Origin of the sequence: Coleofasciculus sp. B1-GNL1-01 (assembly GCF_040220235.1) — a bacterium.
Lineage (GTDB): Bacteria > Cyanobacteriota > Cyanobacteriia > Cyanobacteriales > Coleofasciculaceae > Coleofasciculus.
The window spans coordinates 1-20,099 of sequence record NZ_JAVJTO010000128.1 but is presented as its reverse complement, the minus strand read 5'-3'; the positions used below and the strand labels follow the sequence as shown (position 1 = coordinate 20,099).

Annotated in this window: 19 protein-coding genes; 6 read left to right on the top strand and 13 right to left on the bottom strand. The window is 45.3% G+C overall.

Annotated elements, in window-relative coordinates:
• Nucleotides 1-36: 36 nt before the first annotated feature.
• From RID53_RS30370 to RID53_RS30355, 4 genes are all read right to left on the bottom strand, one after another.
• Nucleotides 37-771: an NUDIX hydrolase gene (locus RID53_RS30370; protein ID WP_446391639.1), complete on the bottom strand. Its 735-nt coding sequence runs from the start codon at nucleotides 769-771 to the stop codon at nucleotides 37-39.
• Between the two features lie 93 nt (nucleotides 772-864).
• Nucleotides 865-1,431 carry a nicotinate-nucleotide adenylyltransferase gene (locus RID53_RS30365; RefSeq protein WP_446391638.1) on the bottom strand — a complete coding sequence of 189 codons (567 nt, stop codon included), beginning with the start codon at nucleotides 1,429-1,431 and terminating at the stop codon, nucleotides 865-867.
• A 712-nt stretch (nucleotides 1,432-2,143) separates the two neighbouring features.
• Complete coding sequence (locus RID53_RS30360) at nucleotides 2,144-3,520, bottom strand: nicotinate phosphoribosyltransferase (RefSeq protein WP_446391637.1); 1,377 nt, start codon at nucleotides 3,518-3,520, stop codon at nucleotides 2,144-2,146.
• Between the two features lie 202 nt (nucleotides 3,521-3,722).
• A complete protein-coding gene (locus RID53_RS30355; RefSeq protein ID WP_446391656.1) occupies nucleotides 3,723-5,177 on the bottom strand; it encodes an RtcB family protein in 1,455 nt (484 codons plus the stop codon).
• 386 nt (nucleotides 5,178-5,563) lie between these two features.
• On the opposite strand from RID53_RS30355, the gene RID53_RS30350 reads away from it, so the two are divergent.
• A complete protein-coding gene (locus tag RID53_RS30350) occupies nucleotides 5,564-5,716 on the top strand; it encodes a hypothetical protein (protein WP_446391636.1) in 153 nt (50 codons plus the stop codon).
• Between the two features lie 460 nt (nucleotides 5,717-6,176).
• Here RID53_RS30350 and RID53_RS30345 read toward each other — a convergent pair whose 3' ends face one another.
• Together RID53_RS30345 and RID53_RS30340 are read right to left on the bottom strand one after the other, a co-directional pair.
• Nucleotides 6,177-6,869 (bottom strand): hypothetical protein, encoded by a 693-nt coding sequence (locus RID53_RS30345; protein WP_446391635.1) that lies wholly within the window; start codon nucleotides 6,867-6,869, stop codon nucleotides 6,177-6,179.
• A gap of 395 nt (nucleotides 6,870-7,264) precedes the next feature.
• Complete coding sequence (locus tag RID53_RS30340; RefSeq protein WP_446391634.1) at nucleotides 7,265-8,161, bottom strand: hypothetical protein; 897 nt, start codon at nucleotides 8,159-8,161, stop codon at nucleotides 7,265-7,267.
• 26 nt (nucleotides 8,162-8,187) lie between these two features.
• On the opposite strand from RID53_RS30340, the gene pip reads away from it, so the two are divergent.
• Nucleotides 8,188-9,138, top strand: coding sequence for a prolyl aminopeptidase (pip, locus tag RID53_RS30335; protein WP_446391633.1), 951 nt, complete (start codon nucleotides 8,188-8,190; stop codon nucleotides 9,136-9,138).
• Between the two features lie 218 nt (nucleotides 9,139-9,356).
• On the opposite strand, the gene RID53_RS30330 is transcribed toward pip, so the two are convergent.
• The 3 genes from RID53_RS30330 to rpaB form a co-directional block, all read right to left on the bottom strand.
• On the bottom strand, nucleotides 9,357-9,884 hold the full coding sequence (locus RID53_RS30330) for a DUF456 domain-containing protein (protein WP_446391632.1): 528 nt from the start codon (nucleotides 9,882-9,884) through the stop codon (nucleotides 9,357-9,359).
• A gap of 81 nt (nucleotides 9,885-9,965) precedes the next feature.
• On the bottom strand, nucleotides 9,966-10,628 hold the full coding sequence (locus RID53_RS30325; RefSeq protein WP_446391631.1) for a cofactor assembly of complex C subunit B: 663 nt from the start codon (nucleotides 10,626-10,628) through the stop codon (nucleotides 9,966-9,968).
• Between the two features lie 106 nt (nucleotides 10,629-10,734).
• The gene (gene rpaB / locus RID53_RS30320; RefSeq protein ID WP_446391630.1) at nucleotides 10,735-11,463 is read right to left on the bottom strand and encodes a response regulator transcription factor RpaB; all 729 of its coding nucleotides are present in this window, start codon (nucleotides 11,461-11,463) and stop codon (nucleotides 10,735-10,737) included.
• A 174-nt stretch (nucleotides 11,464-11,637) separates the two neighbouring features.
• On the opposite strand from rpaB, the gene radA reads away from it, so the two are divergent.
• Both radA and RID53_RS30310 read left to right on the top strand, forming a co-directional pair.
• Nucleotides 11,638-13,221: a DNA repair protein RadA gene (radA, locus tag RID53_RS30315; protein ID WP_446391629.1), complete on the top strand. Its 1,584-nt coding sequence runs from the start codon at nucleotides 11,638-11,640 to the stop codon at nucleotides 13,219-13,221.
• Nucleotides 13,222-13,263: 42 nt separating this feature from the next.
• Nucleotides 13,264-14,196 carry a polysaccharide pyruvyl transferase family protein gene (locus tag RID53_RS30310; protein WP_446391628.1) on the top strand — a complete coding sequence of 311 codons (933 nt, stop codon included), beginning with the start codon at nucleotides 13,264-13,266 and terminating at the stop codon, nucleotides 14,194-14,196.
• A gap of 108 nt (nucleotides 14,197-14,304) precedes the next feature.
• Here the strand turns inward: RID53_RS30310 and RID53_RS30305 are convergent, their stop codons facing one another.
• From RID53_RS30305 to RID53_RS30290, 4 genes are all read right to left on the bottom strand, one after another.
• The gene (locus RID53_RS30305; protein WP_446391627.1) at nucleotides 14,305-15,348 is read right to left on the bottom strand and encodes a glycosyltransferase family 1 protein; all 1,044 of its coding nucleotides are present in this window, start codon (nucleotides 15,346-15,348) and stop codon (nucleotides 14,305-14,307) included.
• Between the two features lie 155 nt (nucleotides 15,349-15,503).
• Nucleotides 15,504-16,511 (bottom strand): glycosyltransferase family 2 protein, encoded by a 1,008-nt coding sequence (locus tag RID53_RS30300; RefSeq protein WP_446391626.1) that lies wholly within the window; start codon nucleotides 16,509-16,511, stop codon nucleotides 15,504-15,506.
• Between the two features lie 32 nt (nucleotides 16,512-16,543).
• A complete protein-coding gene (gene hpsE, locus RID53_RS30295; protein WP_446391655.1) occupies nucleotides 16,544-17,497 on the bottom strand; it encodes a hormogonium polysaccharide biosynthesis glycosyltransferase HpsE in 954 nt (317 codons plus the stop codon).
• Between the two features lie 312 nt (nucleotides 17,498-17,809).
• Nucleotides 17,810-18,556, bottom strand: a complete 747-nt coding sequence (locus RID53_RS30290; RefSeq protein WP_446391625.1) for a creatininase family protein — start codon at nucleotides 18,554-18,556, stop codon at nucleotides 17,810-17,812.
• A 313-nt stretch (nucleotides 18,557-18,869) separates the two neighbouring features.
• Here RID53_RS30290 and RID53_RS30285 point away from each other — a divergent pair, with 313 nt between their 5' ends.
• Together RID53_RS30285 and RID53_RS30280 are read left to right on the top strand one after the other, a co-directional pair.
• Nucleotides 18,870-19,622 carry a response regulator transcription factor gene (locus RID53_RS30285; RefSeq protein ID WP_006102719.1) on the top strand — a complete coding sequence of 251 codons (753 nt, stop codon included), beginning with the start codon at nucleotides 18,870-18,872 and terminating at the stop codon, nucleotides 19,620-19,622.
• A 280-nt stretch (nucleotides 19,623-19,902) separates the two neighbouring features.
• Nucleotides 19,903-20,099: helix-turn-helix domain-containing protein (locus tag RID53_RS30280; protein ID WP_446391654.1), on the top strand; the 197-nt coding region annotated here is incomplete at its 3' end.

Genomic DNA, 20,099 nt, shown 5'->3' with positions numbered 1-20,099 from the left:
AGAATTACATATAAACTACAATAAAATGCTGTATTTTTAAAGAAAAACTAACGGCTTATCCTTCAAGGGTGCAAACGCCTCAGCATCAAAGCGGTATAAAGACGCTGGACGCCCTGCTCCCCGTGAGGCTTTTAGACCCGTATCGGCTAAAAAACCCAACTTCAACAAACGGGTGCGGAAGTTAGAATAATCTGAGAAGTTTTCGCCTAAAACAGTAGTATAGAGTTGATACAAATCACTCAGCGTAAAAACATCGGGTAATACGTCAAACGCGACAGGACTATACTCTAACTTATTCCGCAAACGCTGATATCCATACTCAATAATTTTGCCATGATCGAAGGCTAGGGGAGGGATCTGCTTAACCGGATACCAAGCCATACCACTCATACCCTCCGCCATAAACTGGGCTTCTTCAAACCGAACTAAGGCAAAGTAACTAACGGATAGATAACGAACGCCAAAGCTTTTCGGGGATTCTCTGGGATCACGATGCGGACCACCAAAGGTGTAGAGTTGTTCTAAGTAGAGATTATTCACCCGAATTTTTTCCACCAGAACCCGATGGGCAGCATCTTCTAGGGATTCTCCTTGGCGCACCAGCGTTCCTGGCAAACTCCACTGATCGGAAAAAGGTTCATCCTGGCGCATGATTAGTAGCACCAAGACGCGGTTTTGTTGAGTATCGACCGAGAAAATAACAGTGTCAACACTGACTTTGAAGTCAGCTAACGCTGGTTGGTTGATCGGTTTGATGCCGCGTTCTGACATGATTATCCAAAACTGTGACGTTTTGAACTTAAAAAAGTGACAGTCCCCCTAAAAGTATAACTAAGAACGTCCCTGTTCCGGAGTCACCGTTGATCAAGCGTACAATTTTTCTCGATTGATATACTCTTGAACAGAAGGGGTTATGACATCTGGGTCTCCTTTTTCACGATAGGCTGTGGAGGACACTCCAGGAACATTCAGATCCGCGATCGCCACCTGAGTGCCAAGTTGCCTTAATCGTTCTACACCTGTCTCGTCTATGTCATAACCGGGACGCGGTACAACCATCAACTGTACCTGACTGAGTAATTCTTCAATTCGATACCAACTAGGTATCTGATTGACTAAATCCGAACCCACTACGAGAGTATAATCCACCCCATCCCCCCAAATTTCCTTGGCTTTGGCTAACGTTTCTAGGGTTCTACTACGACTCAACTCCTCATGCACACCAATATTATTTCGCGGTGTTTCAATTTCGGAAATTAACACCTCTAACATCCGCTTACGGTGTTCCAGGGAGGTTTGGTGAGACTTAAACGGATTATCTGACGCCCAGACAGCGACTTTATCGTAATGGTTGGACAACCATTCAAGAATAGTTTGATGGGCTGCGGTGGGTGGATCAGCACTCGTTCCGAATAAGGCAATAGTTGTCATATCAAGTCCGTTAGCATCGTCATGATAGATTGGGCAGGAGGATACAGATAAGTAGTTGGGAACAATTAAATTTAACGGATCTTATCGTCATTTGTCATACTCGCTCCCGAAAAGAAGCAAGCTACGTCTTATTGTAAGGGTCTGAGGACTATTTACACGCTGGTGGAGTGTTGGGTGTATTTTCACCAACCTACTCAAAGGAAAGAGCATGTCATCTTTGATCCTCGTGTAGGGGCGACCCGCTTGCACAAAGCAACAATTGTATCCACTCAATTTGCTCGGGTCGCCCTTTACTCCATCCGTGTCAACTTAAGCTTAAAACGAAAGTAATACCTTGATATAACCCCACCCTAACCCTTCCCTTATCAAGGGGAGGGAACCGGGAGAAAAAAGGGGGTAAGGAGGGAACGAAGAACTAAAATGGCTTTGATTTCCCCCCTTAGCAAGGGGGGATTAAGGGGGGTTATTTTTAAGGCAGCGAGATTCAAAGGCTCACTTACCTTGAATGTCACTGACTTAAGCTGGGTTCGTAGTAGGCACGAAGCATGCCAGAAGCGCTCGCATCGCTTACTACAAACTCTAAAGTCAGTGGTATTCCACTTAGCTTGCGTTTCCTCTTAAGTTGACACGCATGCCTTTACTCAAACCCCTATTTCAGAATGTATTTTTTCAGGTTATCGGTTTTCTTTGAGCTGCTATATGCCTCCTACATTTAGACATCAGTCGCTTCTTGCTCTAATCGTTTTTCTGTCTGTTGAGTAAGCTGTTGTAATTCATCCGAAATCTCTACTTGTAGGGGTTGGGGATCATCAAGTTGGCGGATTGCATCAGGAATCATTGCCACAGTTGCCGCTGTGCGTTTTTTAATGTCCGCTAATGGTTCCGGTGGGTTTAACCGTTTACCCGTTTGAACCATGAGTTGCAACAATGGTTGTTCATTTGCTTGAGGAGATTCAGATACCATTGCCAGCCGATCTTTGCTAATTTTCCCGTCCACGCAATGGCGGAAAACTTGTTTACGTCCAGGATAGGTTTCTTTACTACTCGACTGTTTCATCGTAGGAATGCCATCCAGTTCCACCAGTTTATACACTCCATTAACTGGCTTACCTGTAACTAATCGCGTACCGACACCATAGCCGTCAATAATACCGCCTGCTTGTTTAATTTTGGCAATCTCCCATTCATCCATGTCACCACTGGCAAAGATTTTCGCTTCTGGTAGCAGCGAGTTCACTTGTTTAGACAGATCAGCAATATCTCCAGAATCTAAGCGCACACCTGCAACGTTTGTTTGATTGGCTTTGACCTGTTCTGCCAGACGTTGAGCCGCTACAACTGTATCATAAGTATCAATTAATAGAGGCGCAGTGGGAAAATAGCGTTGAAATGCACTAAATGCCTCATCTTCACTCCCAGATACAGCAGCAATTGCCATCACCAGCGAATGTGCCATTGTGCCACTGGGTTTTTGGTTCAACCTTAGCGCGGCGACCACATTTGAGGTAGAATCAAATCCAGCGGCTAATGCTGCCCGTGCTGCCCAGATTGCGCCTTGTGGACTAAACGCACGGCGGGTACCAAATTCCAACAGCTTGGCATCCTCTCCAGCAACATCTCGCATCCGCGCTGATCGAGTTGCAATCAGGGTTTGGTAATTAATTGTATTGAGAATATACGTTTCGACGAGTTGGGCTTGCCACAAAGGGGCTTCGACACGCAGCAGAGGTTCATTGGCAAATACGGCAGTTCCTTCAGGTACAGCCCAAACATCGCCAGAAAATCCTTCTGACTTGAGGACTGACCAAAAGCGTTCTGGGACTTGATCAAATAGCCCTGTTGCTTGCAACGCTTCTATATGGGATTCGGAGAATTGAAGCTTCTCCAGATAATCTAACGCCTGTGCTAATCCCATAGCAATTAAATAGCCAAAGCCGTTAGGCAAACGTCGCACGAATAACTCAAAGCTGGCGCGTCGATTCTCTAACCCTTCACCAACATAGCAAGCTGCCATGGTCAGTTCATAGAGATCGGTTAATAGGCTGTAATCGGCTGGAGTGAGAGTGAGTTGCTGATCTTCCTGTGGCATAAGTTTCAGATGGGTATTGTTCAGCGTTGATTGTCATGAACCATGAACAAATCAGACGTATAGCGCGTAGCGCTAGGCAATCGGCAATCGGCAATCGGCAATCGGCTCAATTGTAGTAGCAAGCCCCCAAATAGCCCTATACCTTCTGAATTAAATTTGGCATCGGAGCAATTTTTTGGCACGAATACTTCCCCCCCACAAATTACGCCTTAAACGTCAAAATCGGTCGTAAACGCGCCACTACACTGACCATCTTTGCCTTAACTTGTGCCTCAATTATGGGCTGAATGGGCTTATAAGCCGCAGGTGCTTCTTCAATCCGCCGTTCTTCCCGCAGGGTAATGCAATCAACACCCGTTAACCCTAAGGTTTCCTCACAGTAACCCGCCCCACGACGACTCAGTTCAAAGCGCGATCGCAACCGTCCTGCGCCATGGGATGCACTCCAGAGAAAGGCGGGATTTCCTTTACCAACGACTAGGTAAGAGGGTGTTCCCATTGAACCCGGAATAATCACAGGCTGTTCGGCATAAGCTGGACAAGCGCCTTTGCGAGTTATCCACCGATGAATTTGAGTGGATTCCTTTTGAGGCAATGTAATATTATGGGGCAAATCATAAACCAAGGGGGCTTCTATATCCCCATAAACCTGCCGTAAGCGTAACCGTAACAGTTCCGCTAACACAAGCCGATTGACAAAACCATAGTTAGCGGCGGTTGCTTGGGCTTGCAAATAATCCTGCACCAAATCAGGGTTCCGGTGAACCGACAGAGAAAACAGCCGAGACTCTGGATAAGGATGTCCTTGTAACCAAACCGCTTGAGTACGGGTTCGCCACAGTCCCCCAATAAATTTGCCCACATTCCGAGAACCGGAATGCACCATAAATGCCAATTGTCCCTCTCGCACTCCCCAAGCAAACGCCCTTGCCCGATCTTCAATCGCCTCAACCATCTGAATTTCCACAAAATGATTGCCACCGCCAATGGTTCCCAATCCCCCATCTCGCACCCATCCCTCCTCTGGAACGAGTTCCTCTGGTGCCCACCGTATTGACCCATCCAGGGAACCACCCAAGAAAACGCGATCGCATTCAGCCGCTAACTGATCCAGTTCAGAGTTGACGAAACTACCCGTTGGTAAATCCAGCATCCCATCCAGCCAACCTGGAATCCCATGTTCAAATAAAGCCCGACTGGTTTTGGCTGTCATGGTGACATCACGAGTACCCAAAAAGTAATCCCCTTTGATCAACTCAACAAAGCGATCGCGTTTCTCTAAAAAGTCATCAATCGACAAATCCGCCAGATGTAATCGCATCCCACAGTTGATATCAGAACCAACAGCAGCGGGAATAATCATCCCTTCCGTTTCCACGACTGAACCGATAGCAACTCCGGCGTCACCGGGGTGAAAATCTGGCGTAGCGCAAACCTGACAAACATGACCCCCTGATGGATGACGAATGTTTGCCAGATTCGCCAACTGTTTAAACGCTTTCGCTTCCACTGGAAACCCTTCTGGGAGTAAAACCTCTGCCACAGGCGCATTGGCAGAATTTTGCAGACGTACAGAGTAGATCGGATGATTGTAGTGAACATCCAACCCCTGTCGAGACAGTGCCCGCAGGAGTCGGCGCAAATTTTTCGGCTGCATAACTATACCTAACAAGTCACAATGACTTGCCTTAATCAATGTAGAGCGTTTGGCAGACTTCGGTGCAGCAGCCGCAGTTAAGCCTGCTTGTGCCATTATACGATCAGGCGTTTAAGTTTGGTGAACTCTCGTAGCGAATGTCAGGATTTCCCAGCATGAGTGCAACAAATCATTACAGAATGTCAAGGATGTAAACGAAAATTTATACAAATAGCGAATAATCGGGCATTTGACTGAAGCTTGGGAAAAGTATTGCAAACATAATCAAATAAATGTTGCAAAATACTGTTTTTTTGGGGTGTATCCCTCATAATCTAAAGTGAATTGCATACCAATACACCCAATTTAAATCTGATTGAGATTTACTCTATGAGGAGGACAAGGTTATGAATATTTCCAAACTGTTTGCAGAAATAACCCAATATATATCAGAAGCGGTTGTGAGAATTTTCGGTCCCAGTGACGATGCTTATCCGTCTACGGGCGTGCAACCCTTCAGTGGTGAACCTTTCCACGAACCCAGAAGAGCGGATTGGTAACCTCCGATAAGAATCGGTAAAAGAATCGGTAAAAAAATCGGTTTGGTAATTGTTCATGGGTTCATTCCAAAAATTAAGTTGGTGAAGATAGGTTAAACTACTTCACCAACTTTTATTTAGGTTTTTTTATAAAGGAATTTGATTGGATAAGCTGACTAATTCGGTGTCTACTACCTTCGACCGCTCTGATGGAGAGTTTCGTCTCCCGTTGGTAGTAACAAAGTGAAGGAAGCGACAAAAACTTCACACCACCTTAGCTCAGCAATTCAGTTGCACCGTTTGCACATCTGACGTCGCTCTCCTTCGATGTGCAACCAATGGACCACAGCAGCAAAACGCCCAATCCGGTGCAATTCCTTTGTTATTTCTCATAGTAGCGGCTAAACCCTTTCAGTTTATCGACCGTTAGGTATAAAGGACAACAATTTGCTATCCATCTAAAAGAGTATAGTTATCGGTTCTACAAAGAAAGTTGACGCAATTGATGCTGCTGTTGATTGAACTGTCGTTGTTCTAGCGTTAACAGCTTGTACTCAATGGGAGGACGCATATCCCACTGGGTTTCGGCAAACATCAGTAGAGAGGCAGCCATCACGATACCCGTGGTGAGAAACTGCCAACCTCCGACATAGTTTAAAAGCGCAATACCCAGTAAATGAATGATACCTGCGAGAGTAAAGGCACGCGATCGCATCCCTAGTCCTGTACCGATATAGCCCACAGCGCACAGTCCCAACCATAGGTGACAAAGGCGAATCAACAAATGTCCCCAACCCAGGAAAATGCTCAAATCGGTGAGAATGACACCACCAATCATGAGGACTCCCCAGAAATAAAGTAGCCAATTGAGGCGTTCAACTTTTACCCAAAAGTTGGTGAGTACCACCATCGCTGCGGTGCCAATTAGGGTAAGTCCTGACCACAGTCCAGCTTGGAGTTTCCAGCTAATCGGCAAAAACTGGGCAGTGATAAAAATCATGGCGCAAATTATACCCCAGAACAGGAATACCTGGTCGATACGGGTATAAAAGGCTGATAGCAGTGTCTTCCGTCCGAGTTGCCAATGCAGGCGTAACAATCCTTGACGGTCTTGGTAGTCGAGTGCGTGCTGTTTGGTACGAAGAATTGGCTCTGTGGGATTGAAGAAGTTCATACTGTATCTACGTTTGGCAAGAAGGTGCTGTAAAACGTGATCGGTCTAGAGGATGATTTTTAACTATGTTAACAAAATATTACGAAATGTGTATATGATTATCATCGGTCGGGGTTGGTCTAGATCCCCCTCTTAACAACAGATCTGCCGCTTCCCTTGTATTGCAACCGCTACAAGGGTGTGGACACGCCTACGGATATCGAGCTGTTCGGCATTTAAACCTTAATGTCAATAATGACGAAATCCTTGTAGTGCGTTTAGCGAAGCCATGCCGCAGGCTTTGCATCTTGCTCGCTACCCATTCCCAATTTAAATGCATGACAGCTTAATACCCAATTTAAATGCATGACAGTTTACCGTTAACTTTCTGCGATCAACCATCTTTATATTTTTAATTATTCATTAAAAATACTAAAAATTTTTACGCAATCTTGTAAATTATTCTTAGCAAAATCAGGAGTTTTATCCCAGCTAATCGACTGAAAATCGCTGATTCTTATCGGTTTCATATCTTCAAATGACCATTGTGCATCTTCCGCCTCTAGAGAGGGTTGGCGATAAGCGACTTTAACATTTTTGACTGTATTTTCATTGACTATTCCTTTAAAACAACGACTCTGCTCAGTTTGTAAAAAATACTCCTGTCCAATTAGCACATTATCAGTTTTTACAAACACTAAATACCGACTACCCGGACGGTCAAATTCCGCTGATTCGCCATAAAAATAATTGCCATCGGGTAAATTTGTAATCGTCGGCTTACGGTTATCAACGCCTGGTGGTTTGGGTAAAGGGGGTGGGACAGCTTTAGAAGCCTCTGGAGTGGGCGCAGGAGTTATCTCAGGGGAGACAGAGGGTGTATTAGGGACTTGTTCAGGAGTCGGTAAGACAACTATCTCTGGGGGCACAGATGAAATCGTGGGCGTGGGGAGGGGTGAGACTGTTGGTGTTTCTGTAGGAAGGGGTGAGACATTCGGGGTAATCAAGGGAAAAGAAAAATCAGCGGGTGTTTCTGATACGGGGGGTGAGGGACTCTGGTCATTTTCGGGGGATTTAGAGGACTTACAGCCAAACAAACCCAGTCCCAAAACTGTGAGAATCACCAACCACTGAATCCTGGGGATACGCCGCCAGTAAGCCTTTCGGGTGTCAGAGTGAGAGTCCTGGATAGAAATATAACCCGCTTTCGCGTCTATCGTTGTCGTCAATTGCCTAGAATTTGGCATAGTAAAAACTAGGAAAGAATTATAGGCGATCGCACCACCATTCGTCGTCGGCGATAAAAGCGCCACCACCTTTGTTACTGTAATCGAAAATTATGCGCGAACTCTATCCCCCCATCGAACCTTATAACCAAGGAATGCTACAGGTGAGTAACCTACACAGGATTTCCTATGAGGAGTCAGGGAATCCGGAAGGTAAATCGGTCGTTGTGTTACATGGTGGACCTGGGGGAGGTAGCCAACCCTTTTACCGCCAATATTTTAATCCGAATCAATGGCGAATTGTTATGTTTGACCAACGTGGGAGTGGTAAAAGTACACCTCATGCGGAACTGCAAGAGAATACTACTTGGGATTTAGTCAGCGATATTGAGAAACTGCGCCTCCATTTGGGGATTGAACAGTGGGTGGTATTTGGCGGAAGTTGGGGGAGTACCCTGTCCCTCGCCTACAGTCAAACCCATCCCGAACGCTGTCGAGGATTGATTCTACGGGGAATCTTTATGCTGCGACAAAAGGAACTGCGTTGGTTTTATCAGGAGGGGGCTAGCTATATTTTTCCTGATGCTTGGGAACACTACATTAAGCCGATTCCAGAGGCGGAACGGGATGATTTTATTTCAGCTTATTATCAGCGTTTAACCAGTCCTGATCCCAAAATTCGGCAAGTAGCTGCGCGGGCTTGGTCAGTTTGGGAGGCGAGTACCAGTAGACTGTTGCAAGACCCCAACTTAATGCAAAAGTTTAGTGAAAGTGATTTTGCCGATGCTTTTGCCAGAATTGAGTGTCATTATTTTATCAACAAAGGCTTTTTTGAATCAGAGGATCAGTTATTGCGAAATATTGATCGGATTCGTCATATTCCTGGGGTGATTGTTCAGGGACGATATGATGTGGTTTGTCCGATGATATCGGCGTGGGAGTTGCATCAGGTTTGGTCAGAAGCTGAGTTTGTTGTGGTTGCAGATTCGGGACATTCTATAACAGAACCGGGGATTCGTAGTGCGTTAATTGAGGCGACGGATAAGTTTGCCAGTTTTGAATAAGTAGTCGGACAAAAGAAAACGGTACTGTATTAAGTGCAAGTAAATCGCCCTCAAACCCTTACTGTTCCCTGTTAAGATGTTCACCAAAAAACAAGGCTTTTCAGCTTTTAGACGTTAACTTGACCGAACAAGATTTTGTAGGGTTTTCCTCCCTTGTCCTCTTGTCAACCTTGTCCTCCTTGTCTTGACCCCACCCTAAAGTAAAAAACCTCCACCTGTCAGGGGGGGGAGGTGGTAACCACAAAAACAATCACCGTCGCCAGCGCCAATGCGCCCTGAATGACATTCCCCACCAGCGAACCGACTACAATTCCTACACTCGCTTTCAACGCCGCCTTTAACCGTAGCTCTAATTCCAACTGACGGCGAGATAAAAATTCACCGATAAACGCTCCCAACAGTGGACCAATTAAAATTCCTAACAGAGGACCTCCCACAGGTAACGCTGGAAGTAGCCCTAAAATCCCCAAGACTAAGCCAATAATTGCACCAATTTGCCCCCACTTGCTCGCCCCTGCCCGTTTTGCTCCCCAGTAGGTGGCTAAAAAATCAATGCCGACACTGAGGAGTAATACCCCAACAGCAACGCCCAATGCCAAACTTATCGCACTTAACCCTTGGACAAATCCCCAGACTAAAATTGCCACAACAATTACGCTAGAACCGGGAAGACCAGGGACTACAGCACCCACTACACCCACGAGCATCAGGGCAATTAATATCCAGTAGAGCAAAGTGATAGACATCTAAACTTAACGATATTAACGATATATATTAAGGTCAACGTTCCTCAAACCCTTACATAAGACAAAGGACAAATGACGATCCTAACTGTTGACGTTCGACTGTACTGACTGACTCAACGTATTTTCTAGTTTATCAGCTAGCCCCTCAATCCAGCGCTCATCTTGTTTGGTGTAACTGCGGGGAGCATTCGCGCCTAAAATTAAAGCACCCTGATTGCCCAGAGGTTGACAGATGAGTCCTTGGGTATTTTCTGGTAAGTAGTCAAATTCGATTCGTCCGGGATAGAGTTTCAAGTCAACCAAGTAAATGGGTTTTTGTTGTTCCAGAACCCGCTTCAGGATAGCACCGGGTTTTACCTCTGGCTTTTTTCCCAATACTCCCCGCCTTAGTAGCACTTTTCCCTGATAAAACACAACCAGCGATCGCGTCACGGTATTGGTTAATAATAAATGTGACGCCCAAGCCAGTTCCGTTTTTGCCGCCTCCGGTAACTCTGGTGTCAGTTCAAAGCCTTCCTCCCCAACCAAATCTACCGCATCTGGCGATCGCGGCTGCACTTGCTGCCACAGCAAACCTGTCAAAATCAATATGGCACTCAGAATAACTCCCAGTGCGTCTGAACGCGCCTGAGATTCCGTAAGTTGGGGAGTCAGCAAGCGATTGATTAACAATAGCGTTCCGCCTAATCCCCCCACAATAAACGGTAATTGTCGCAACACAGAATTTTGATCAGGTTTAGCCATTCTTTCCACAGCGTTATATTGTTTCGATGAACGCAAGCCTGTCCTAACTGTTGTAGCGGTTGCTACAACACTCAACCTTCACCGCTCAAAACCCAACACTCAAAATTTATGTCTCCCCATCTTCGAGTATCCGTTGAAATAAATATCCTGTCCCTCGTGCGGTGAGAATCAACTCTGGATTGCTGGGATCATCTTCCAGCTTGGCTCGCAGTCGGGAAATATGCACATCGACAACGCGGGTATCAACATGGCGTTCTGGGGTATACCCCCACACCTCCTGTAAAATTTCTGACCGAGAGAAAGGTTCTCCAGAGCGACTGACTAATAACTCCAGGAGACTAAATTCCATCCCCGTGAGCCGAATCCGTTCGTCTCCCTTATATACCTGTCGTTTGTTTGTATCAATTTTGATACTAGCGACATGGATTACCCCAGAACTGGGAATCCCGGACGCTCCTACCTTGTCCACCCGCCGCAACACCGAACGAATCCGGGCTTCTAACTCTTTGGGAGAGAAGGGCTTGACCACATAATCATCCGCGCCCAACTCTAAGCCAGTAATTCTGTCGGCAACATCACCCAATGCCGTTAGCATGATGATGGGGATATCCGATTCCTTTCGCAACTCTTGACAGACGCCGTAGCCATCCAGCTTGGGCATCATCACATCTAACACCACTAAATCAGGTTCACTCGTGCGGAAGGTGTCTAAGGCTTCTTCCCCGTCGGCGGCGGTGACGACATCGTAGCCAATCATCGACAGGCGAGTTTCCAAGATCCGGCGGATACTCGCTTCATCATCGACAACCAGAATTTTTTCCTTATGAGTTTCCAATTGATTCAAGACTCCTAATTTACAGTCAACGAAATGTTAATTTATCAGTAGCTTATCTCTAAGATATAACGTTATACGAAGCTTTTTTAAGTCATAATGCTTTCGTCTGACCTTTTCTTACGACTTTTTAAGATTGGTTTAAGTATTGAAAATTCCTAGCACCTTGAGATCAGGATGCCTAAGACTAAATCCATCTATGTTTGTAATCAATGTGGGGCAGAACACTCCCAGTGGTTCGGCAGATGCTCCTCCTGCGGCACGTATAACTCCTTAGAGGAGAGTATGCTCTCAACAGCGACTAACTTGAGGAGTGGGGGTTGGCAATCCAATACCCGCGCCTTGACTCCATCGCCAACCTCCGGACGCGCTCAACCGCGTTCCTCACTTAAGTTCTCAGAAATTTCCAATAATGTCCAGAGCCGATTTGCCTCTGGATATAGTGAATTGGATCGGGTACTAGGGGGCGGGATTGTGCCGGGTTCGTTGGTGTTGATTGGCGGTGATCCAGGGATTGGCAAATCCACGTTGCTGCTACAGGTGGCAAATCAACTGGCACTGGAGCATCGTATCCTCTATGTTTGTGCCGAAGAGTCGGGACAACAGGTGAAACTGCGAGCCTCTCGTCTGGGGGTTTGTGCTGATCCGCTTCAGGAGGCGGCAGATAATAATAGTGAGGCGACGAGTAATGGGGCGGCAAAAAAGCGGGGGAAGTCGGCAAAGTCGAAAACCGCGAATCAGGGTAAATCCGCTGGGGATCATGAGCCAAATCTGTATGTATTGGCAGAGACGGATTTAGAAGAGGTATTACGGGAGTTGGAGTCACTTAAACCCCAAGTTGCCGTTATTGACAGTATCCAGACGCTGTACTTCGCCGCGTTAACCTCAGCACCGGGTTCCGTGGCGCAAGTGCGGGAATGTACCTCAGCCTTGATGCAGGTGGCAAAGCGGGCAAATATTACCTTACTGATTGTCGGACATGTAACCAAAGAAGGCGCGATCGCAGGACCGAGGGTGCTGGAACATTTGGTGGATACGGTATTGTATTTTGAGGGCGATCGCTTTGCGTCTCATCGGTTGCTGCGATCAGTGAAAAATCGGTTTGGTGCTACCCACGAAATCGGGATTTTTGAAATGGTGGATAAGGGGTTGGAGGAGGTGGTGAATCCGTCAGAACTATTTTTGGGCAATCGGGATGAAATGAGTCCAGGTACGGCGACGGTAGTCGCTTGTGAAGGCACTCGTCCGATTTTAGTCGAGTTGCAGGCGTTGGTGTCCCCTGCTAGTTATGGGTCGCCGCGTCGTTCAACTACAGGGGTAGACTATAGTCGATTACAGCAAATTTTAGCCGTATTAGAAAAACGGGTAGGAATTCCCCTGTCTAAATTAGATGCTTATGTCGCTACGGCTGGCGGGTTGGGCGTCGAGGAACCAGCGGCAGATTTGGGGATTGCCATTGCAGTCGTGGCGTCATTTCGCGATCGCATGGTTGATCCGCGCACGGTGATGATTGGCGAAGTGGGATTAGGGGGACAGGTGCGGCTGGTGTCGCAGATGGAACTACGGTTAAAGGAAGCGGCAAAGTTAGGATTTAAACGCGCGATCGTTCCCAAGGGTCAAGTGTTACCGGATCTGGATATTGAGGTGATCCCGGTTTCCAGGGTACTGGATGCAATTATTGCTGCTTTACCAGGAGGATTGCGCCAGAATTCAGCAAATGAGGCAAATGATGCCAATCAGGAAGAGGAAGACGACTTTTAGAGTTTTGGGCGTACAGAATGTGGGATAACAATAAAATGAAAAATGAAGCTCTACTACTACAAATCCGATGAATACGCCAATTTTGGCGATGAACTCAACCCTTGGCTCTGGAACCAATTAATACCCAACATTCTGGATGAAGACGAACGAACCCTCTTTGTAGGAATTGGGACGTTACTCAACAGAAAATTACCCAAGGCAGAGAAAACCATTGTATTCGGAACGGGTGTGGGATATGGATATGGAACTGTACCCAAAATTAATGATTCTTGGACGATATATTGCCTCAGAGGACCCCTGTCTGCCCAAGCGCTTGGTGTTGCCAAAGAAGTCGCCGTTACCGATGCGGCTTTACTCGTCAGGCGATTATTTCAGGCGAATCATTCTAAAACCCAGCGCTTTGCTTTTATGCCTCATTTCAAGCACGCTACCCCAGCCAGTGCAGCCTGGAGTGCTATCTGCGAACAACTGGGATTCGCCTATATTGATCCGCGTTGGTCAATTGAAAACATTTTATCAGCAATTAGCCAAACTGAGGTATTACTCGCTGAAGCCATGCATGGTGCTATCATTGCGGATGCCCTGAGAGTGCCTTGGATTCCGATCAAAACCAGTGCCAATATTAACTCCTTTAAATGGCAAGATTGGTGTCTTTCTCTAGGTATTGAATACCAACCTCAGTATGTTATGCCCCTCTGGGATTTCTATCCTGTGTTTCCTGAGGCTCCTTCGACTCGCTTGCGTATTCGCCCAGAAATTAATTACTGGATAGATTGGTTAAAACAGGAACAATTAAGCGTATTTAATCAAATTGGCGGTGATCCCAATCAGCGAGTAGCCCGACAACTTATGGATATTGCCAAAACAGCCAAACCTATTTTAAGCGATGAGTTCATCGTTGAGCGTCTTACCCATGAACTAGAGACAAGACTACAGCAATTTAAGGACGATGTTAGAACGGGGAATTTTGCCTAAAAGCCGCATCTTCCTCATCTTCTCCATCACCCCCAGCTTCCCCAGCTTCCCCAGCTTCCCCTGCTCCCTACCCCCACCACAGACTCCCTACAGCAACCCCTATGTATTTTAAGGGAAGAGAAGTTTTGCGATCGCTGCTGCGGAACGTTGTTCTCGCCAAATCCAGTGGTTATCCTGTCCCTTCTGGCGAATGTGAGTGATGGCTTGATCAATTAGGGAACCAATTTCGTCAAAAGTTGAGAATGTTGCACCAATTTGGACAGGGAAATTCACTTGATGATTGATAACTGGATAATCAGAGGCAATGATATAACAACCACACGATCCGGCATCGCTAATTACACCACTGGTGCGGTAGTAATAACGATCTTTGTCATAGTGAATGACCAAAATATCAATCTGTTTTAAGACACGGATATAGTCCTCTTCTTTAGTGGTATCGTAGAGGGCTACTCCCAGTTGATCTAAATAGTTTGGTTTTTGACCAAAGGGTGTACCTATAATTAGTTCGCATTGATCAGAATTTGAGCTGATGTATTCCTGTAATCTGGCAATTAGTTTTGAGATAGGTTTATCCTGTCGAATCATCCCCACCACCCCTATCTTAATTTTGGCATCTATAGGCAAGCGTTCACCGAGTCTCAGGTTGGGCGTGACTTCGCTAAGGATTGGATGAGGGATAATTATCTTGGATGACGCGGGTAAGCGGAATTTATCTGGGATAACATGATCATCGATTTCAAATAAAACGACTTTTAAATTCTTGAAAAGTTGCAGATACCTTTTTAAATAGACTAATCCGAATAATTTGATTTTGCTAGTCATGGCAAATTGTTGATTACCATGTAAGCTAATCAATACCTGTTTTCCTGTTAAAGCCAGTAAAGGCAGAACTCCTAATAAATGTTGGTTATAGATTTCAAATATAAAAATTGTATCGATATCTTTAAGCCGAAAGGCTCTAATGCCCATTGAAATGTGGCGGTACTCGCGGCGAAGTTGCAGTCCTATAGAGTAATTTGGAATTGATTGGCTGATTTTTTTGAACCAAGGGGGTAAAGGGGTTTCTATAGATAAAAACCCTATTTTTTTAGTCTTGATGTATTGCTCAATGAGCAGAATGTCTTTCAGACCCGGATGCATTAATTGCATTTGTTTTTATGTAATAACGAAACAGTTTTACTTTGATCTGGGTAGATACAGATGACTCTTTGGTATTTGTGGTTGAACTCTAATTTTTAGAGAAGAGAAAAAGCCATTTGAGTCAATTTAATAACTTTTCCTGATCACCATAACTCCCGCAGAGGCTATTTTGGGGACAAAACTTTAAGGAATGCACGTCCTAGTATTTTAGTGTCATAAAATAATTCTAACAATAAGCTTACACATCCTAACCGTTTCTCCAGAATAACTCCCCGATTTATAATTCCCATATCGATCAACTGCTGACTATTTTTCAGCCGCACGGAAATTTTTGGATCGTACAGGTTTAGTGGCTTATTTTCGGCAATGAGTTGAGCATATTTTTGGTATTCGACTGCTCCTTGCCAGTGCTGATTCCGCTGGATTTCTGATTTAACATAATCGATAAAGAATGAAAAATATTTAAAGTGTAGCAAACACGCCGTTGTCGAAGAAACTTTTATGTTTTTGGTGACGTGTTCTGAATAAAATATCATTGTATTATTATATTTAAGCAAAGGGAACTTGGTTAAACAGTAGGGCTTCTTGCCTCGTTTATCGTCACTGCCAAAGATACGTTGTCGCAATCCTCCCCAATAATAATCTCTGATTGTTCCTTCCTGGTGATGATAATACTGTCTATCAAAATAGGGACAGACCTTTAAAAAGTCATCTCCAGGCTTATAGTAGGCTTCCTGAACAGGTTGCTGCGAATACATGTCTAACATAATCCCTTGAACGGCATTTTTGCCTTGCCATTCTATTTGGCGACAAAAATCGTTTAGGCTTCGAGTTTCACAATCGGGATAATAGAGTATTTCATCGGCATCAACGATTAAACACCAGTGATTTTGACCATAATTTTTGAGTAACCATTCTAACCAAGTTCTTTTATTTTCTTTAAACGATTCACAAGTATGCCAAACATAGACATCCTCTTGTTGCACCAGATAGTTTAGGGTATTGTCTTCCGAATCATTATCGACTATTAAAAACTTTGATATCCCTTTTTCTCGATAGTACTTCAAAAAAAAAGCTAATCGATGTACTTCATTTCTAACAATTACAAAACCTAGGATATGATCGGCTTGTAAGCTAATTTCTTTATGATCCCTTCTATTCAAAGTATTCATTGTCAGTTCATCTTCTGACTAATGTGTATAGTTTAGTGGAAATACCCCAAAAGAATAGTTTTGAGCAACTCCATTTCTCCAGCAGCAACTACATCAGTTTTCAATCTAGTTTTATACTTAACAAAATGCCGGATTATTTTTCTTAAGTCATTCACCATATAGAGCGGCACAACAAAGGGCTTTTGCCAATTTTTGTAGGCGATCATCCGCGTCTGATACCGACTTAAACCGACTCCCTTGAAGAAACGAATTAAATAATCTTTCTGAAAACGAGATTTAGGGATTTTATGATAAATATGCATATCCTTATTGAACCAAAGTTCCCAACCATCATAAAAAAGATAAGATAACATCTCTACATCTTCACACTTCGTTGATAGAGAATTTCCAGATACCCCACTAATACTCTGATGTTCGGGAACACTTTTTAGCCAAGCTTCCTGGCGAATGACTACTCCAGCTCCAGGCGGAAACAGTTTCTTCCGCGTATTTTTATACTTTTCGTTATAACAATACGTCTTTTTTCCTTCCAGGATCGCAAAATACCGAGCAATTCTCTCAAAACCTGGCGGGGGTTCTACTTCAAATTTGCCATGGATTTGTCCTCCATACGCCCCAGCTTTTGGGTGAGATTGTCCAAACTGATAAGCTTGTGCTACCCAATTCGAGTCGGGTAAATTATCGTCATCCAGAAAACCGATTAAAGTACCCTTGGCTTCTCGGATGGCGCATCGTCGGGCAAATGCTAGTCCTTGTTTCGGTTCAAAGCAATAATGAATGGGATAAGATTCAGACCAGTTGGCTTGGTATTCCTGAACGACCTTAGCCGTATCGTCGGTGCTATTATTATCAACGACAATAATTTCCCAGGAAATAGGCTCTGTCCCTTCCTGCGATCGCAACCTATCCAGAACCTCTGCTAAACGATTCGCGCCGTTATAGGTACAAATCGCGACAGTAAAGTCGATCGCGCTCATGCCTCTCATCTTCCTCTGGGGAATAACTCTTCCACTCAATGAATCGTGAGCTGGAGTCGAGCGATCGCTCTCTCCCCAATCCCAATCTGCTCGCTTGTAGCAAATACACCGAGGAAACACCATGCCCTATTGTTGGTTTGACCAGCAGGCGTGTTTTAATTAAGAGTCTAACCTGTCTCTAGCAGACTGTCACCTTCTTTCCGCAAGGAGGCTCACGCTGTAATATGAGAGATTCAGCGTTGAGAGGAATTGTGGGGTAATCGTTTAATGTAGTCCCGAATAACCTCTGATATCTGTATCTTTGATTTGATGGGTGAAAGGTTACTCGGTATGCAAAAATTCCAGATAGGCTTGACTCATTTCCTTCACCGCCATCTCATACAATTGTTGACCATGTTCCGGTTTGGCTAAAGCGGGATTAGACCCCATGCGCCCATCGGGATAGCGGCGGCGGAAGTCTGTCGCCCCGTAAATTGGATGTCCAGAGGCGACATTAGCGGCTAAAGGGGCATTCTTGATCGCTTCAGGATAAAGGTATTGAGTTAAAGCAACTTCGCTGGGTGTGGCGTGAGATCCTTCCTGATCACCATACCATTGTTTAGCTAACTGATAAACCGATTTACAGGTAAACCAGTTAGCAAGGCGACATCTGACTTGATCGCTGTTGGGAATGTGGAGATCCCAGAGATAGGCGTAACTCTCAGAAAATGCTGCCTTCAGCGTCGCCACGTTACCACCGTGACCATTAATAAAGAAAAATCGGGTAAATCCAGCCCGGGTTAAGCTGACTAAATAATCTTGGATGACATGAATTAAGGTACTAGGTTTCAGGCTCATCGTACCAGGAAACCCTGTATGATGCAGCGCCATCCCCACGCTAATTGTGGGACTAACGATCGCATTCGTCGCTTCACCTACCCCTCGGGCGATCGCTTCAGCACAAATCGCATCAGTACCAATTAATCCCGTTGGTCCATGTTGTTCAGTTGAACCAATCGGCAGAATAATCCCTGGCGATCGCTTCAAATACTCCTCAACCTCGATCCAGGTCATCAAATGTAGCAGCATTATCCCTTCTAAAAAAGTGAAAGCAGGGGGACTAGGGTTACCAGCCTCCTGCTTTGTTTCTGTAAGACCCCTCATTCTGTCATACTTGCGTATGACATGTATTACACTATCCTTAGTGTAGGTCACCATGGGGAAATCGGCAATAAAGTTACCCAAATTGTTTTAAGTCTGCAAAATATTCATAGGGTATAACCACACCAGCCGAATCTTGTGTCACTCTAGACGTAGAGTTCCATTTCTATATCGTTGCAACACCATGATTTTGGTGTATATCTTGGCTTAGAAGTTCAGATACCCAATTTCCTTACCATTTATGCTTTCTGTCGATCTACCGCAAAGCCCTTCTACTCCAGAACTGGCACAATCCAACCGCATTCTGGTCGTAGAAGACGAGACTCTCATCCGAGAAATGCTGATGTTGTCCTTACAAGAGGAAGGTTATGACGTGGTGACGGCTGCTGATGGTCGTACCGCTTTAACCCTTCTGTCCGAGGGCGATGCCAATGACGAGGAGTGCCAGTTTAGCCTGTTGATTCTAGACTTGATGCTGCCTCAGGTGAACGGACTCGATCTATGTCGCTTGATCCGGTATAAAGGGAATTCTATTCCCATCTTGATTCTCAGCGCCAAAGCGAGTGAAACGGATCGGGTTTTAGGGTTGGAAGTCGGTGCCGATGACTACCTGACTAAACCCTTTAGTATGCGGGAATTAATCGCCCGGTGTCGCGCCCTCCTACGTCGTCACCGCTATAATTCCATACCGCAAACGCCGACGTTACAGTTACGGGACATTACCCTCTACCCCGAAGAATGCCGCGTCACGGTGCGGGGCGAGGAGGTGAATCTCTCACCCAAGGAATTCCGACTGTTGGAATTGTTTATGGGGTATCCCCGGCGGGTGTGGTCTCGGGAACAGTTAATTGATCAGGTTTGGGGAGCCGATTTTCTGGGAGATACCAAAACTGTCGATGTTCACATTCGCTGGCTGCGGGAAAAATTAGAAAAAGACCCCAGTCAACCGGAATACTTGATTACCGTTCGTGGCTTCGGCTATCGGTTTGGCTAATTAATTTTAGATGCGAACCGGCGATCGCATCTTACAACTCTCGTGATTCATCTGAGGGATGAAACCCAAATCAGTACCTCTATCGCCCTGTCGAAAGGTTACAGTACAAGCGATGGTGAAAGTCCTCGTGATTTATCCGAGGGATGAAACCGAATTTCGACAAGCTCAATTGCCGCAAGGCGTCCAGCCTAGCCACTTGAGTTGCGAGTGTATTTTTTTCTGACTCTCCTCAATTAATAGTGTATTATAATGTTAGCAAACATTGTATATTGTCGAGCAAGTGTTTAATCTGATTTACGAGTTTAAGCTAAAACCAACTACCGCTCAAGTCGCCAGTTTTGCTGAGTGGCTAGAACAATGTCGTCGAGTCTATAACTATGCCCTTTGTGAGCGGAAAGATTGGGCAAATTCCCGTAAGTCTCCACTAAACGCTTGTTCGATTAAATACGAGTACATTATACCAGCGGATGCACCAGC

What these genes read in the sequence shown, in the direction of transcription:
- RID53_RS30370 (WP_446391639.1), bottom strand. Translation starts at nt 771, where the DNA reads ATGTCAGAACGCGGCATCAAACCGATCAACCAACCAGCGTTAGCTGAC.
- RID53_RS30365 (WP_446391638.1), bottom strand. Translation starts at nt 1,431, where the DNA reads ATGACAACTATTGCCTTATTCGGAACGAGTGCTGATCCACCCACCGCA.
- RID53_RS30360 (WP_446391637.1), bottom strand. Translation starts at nt 3,520, where the DNA reads ATGCCACAGGAAGATCAGCAACTCACTCTCACTCCAGCCGATTACAGC.
- RID53_RS30355 (WP_446391656.1), bottom strand. Translation starts at nt 5,177, where the DNA reads ATGCAGCCGAAAAATTTGCGCCGACTCCTGCGGGCACTGTCTCGACAG.
- RID53_RS30350 (WP_446391636.1), top strand. Translation starts at nt 5,564, where the DNA reads ATGAATATTTCCAAACTGTTTGCAGAAATAACCCAATATATATCAGAA.
- RID53_RS30345 (WP_446391635.1), bottom strand. Translation starts at nt 6,869, where the DNA reads ATGAACTTCTTCAATCCCACAGAGCCAATTCTTCGTACCAAACAGCAC.
- pip (WP_446391633.1), top strand. Translation starts at nt 8,188, where the DNA reads ATGCGCGAACTCTATCCCCCCATCGAACCTTATAACCAAGGAATGCTA.
- RID53_RS30330 (WP_446391632.1), bottom strand. Translation starts at nt 9,884, where the DNA reads ATGTCTATCACTTTGCTCTACTGGATATTAATTGCCCTGATGCTCGTG.
- RID53_RS30325 (WP_446391631.1), bottom strand. Translation starts at nt 10,628, where the DNA reads ATGGCTAAACCTGATCAAAATTCTGTGTTGCGACAATTACCGTTTATT.
- radA (WP_446391629.1), top strand. Translation starts at nt 11,638, where the DNA reads ATGCCTAAGACTAAATCCATCTATGTTTGTAATCAATGTGGGGCAGAA.
- RID53_RS30310 (WP_446391628.1), top strand. Translation starts at nt 13,264, where the DNA reads ATGAAGCTCTACTACTACAAATCCGATGAATACGCCAATTTTGGCGAT.
- RID53_RS30305 (WP_446391627.1), bottom strand. Translation starts at nt 15,348, where the DNA reads ATGCAATTAATGCATCCGGGTCTGAAAGACATTCTGCTCATTGAGCAA.
- RID53_RS30300 (WP_446391626.1), bottom strand. Translation starts at nt 16,511, where the DNA reads ATGAATACTTTGAATAGAAGGGATCATAAAGAAATTAGCTTACAAGCC.
- hpsE (WP_446391655.1), bottom strand. Translation starts at nt 17,497, where the DNA reads ATGAGAGGCATGAGCGCGATCGACTTTACTGTCGCGATTTGTACCTAT.
- RID53_RS30290 (WP_446391625.1), bottom strand. Translation starts at nt 18,556, where the DNA reads ATGCTGCTACATTTGATGACCTGGATCGAGGTTGAGGAGTATTTGAAG.
- RID53_RS30285 (WP_006102719.1), top strand. Translation starts at nt 18,870, where the DNA reads ATGCTTTCTGTCGATCTACCGCAAAGCCCTTCTACTCCAGAACTGGCA.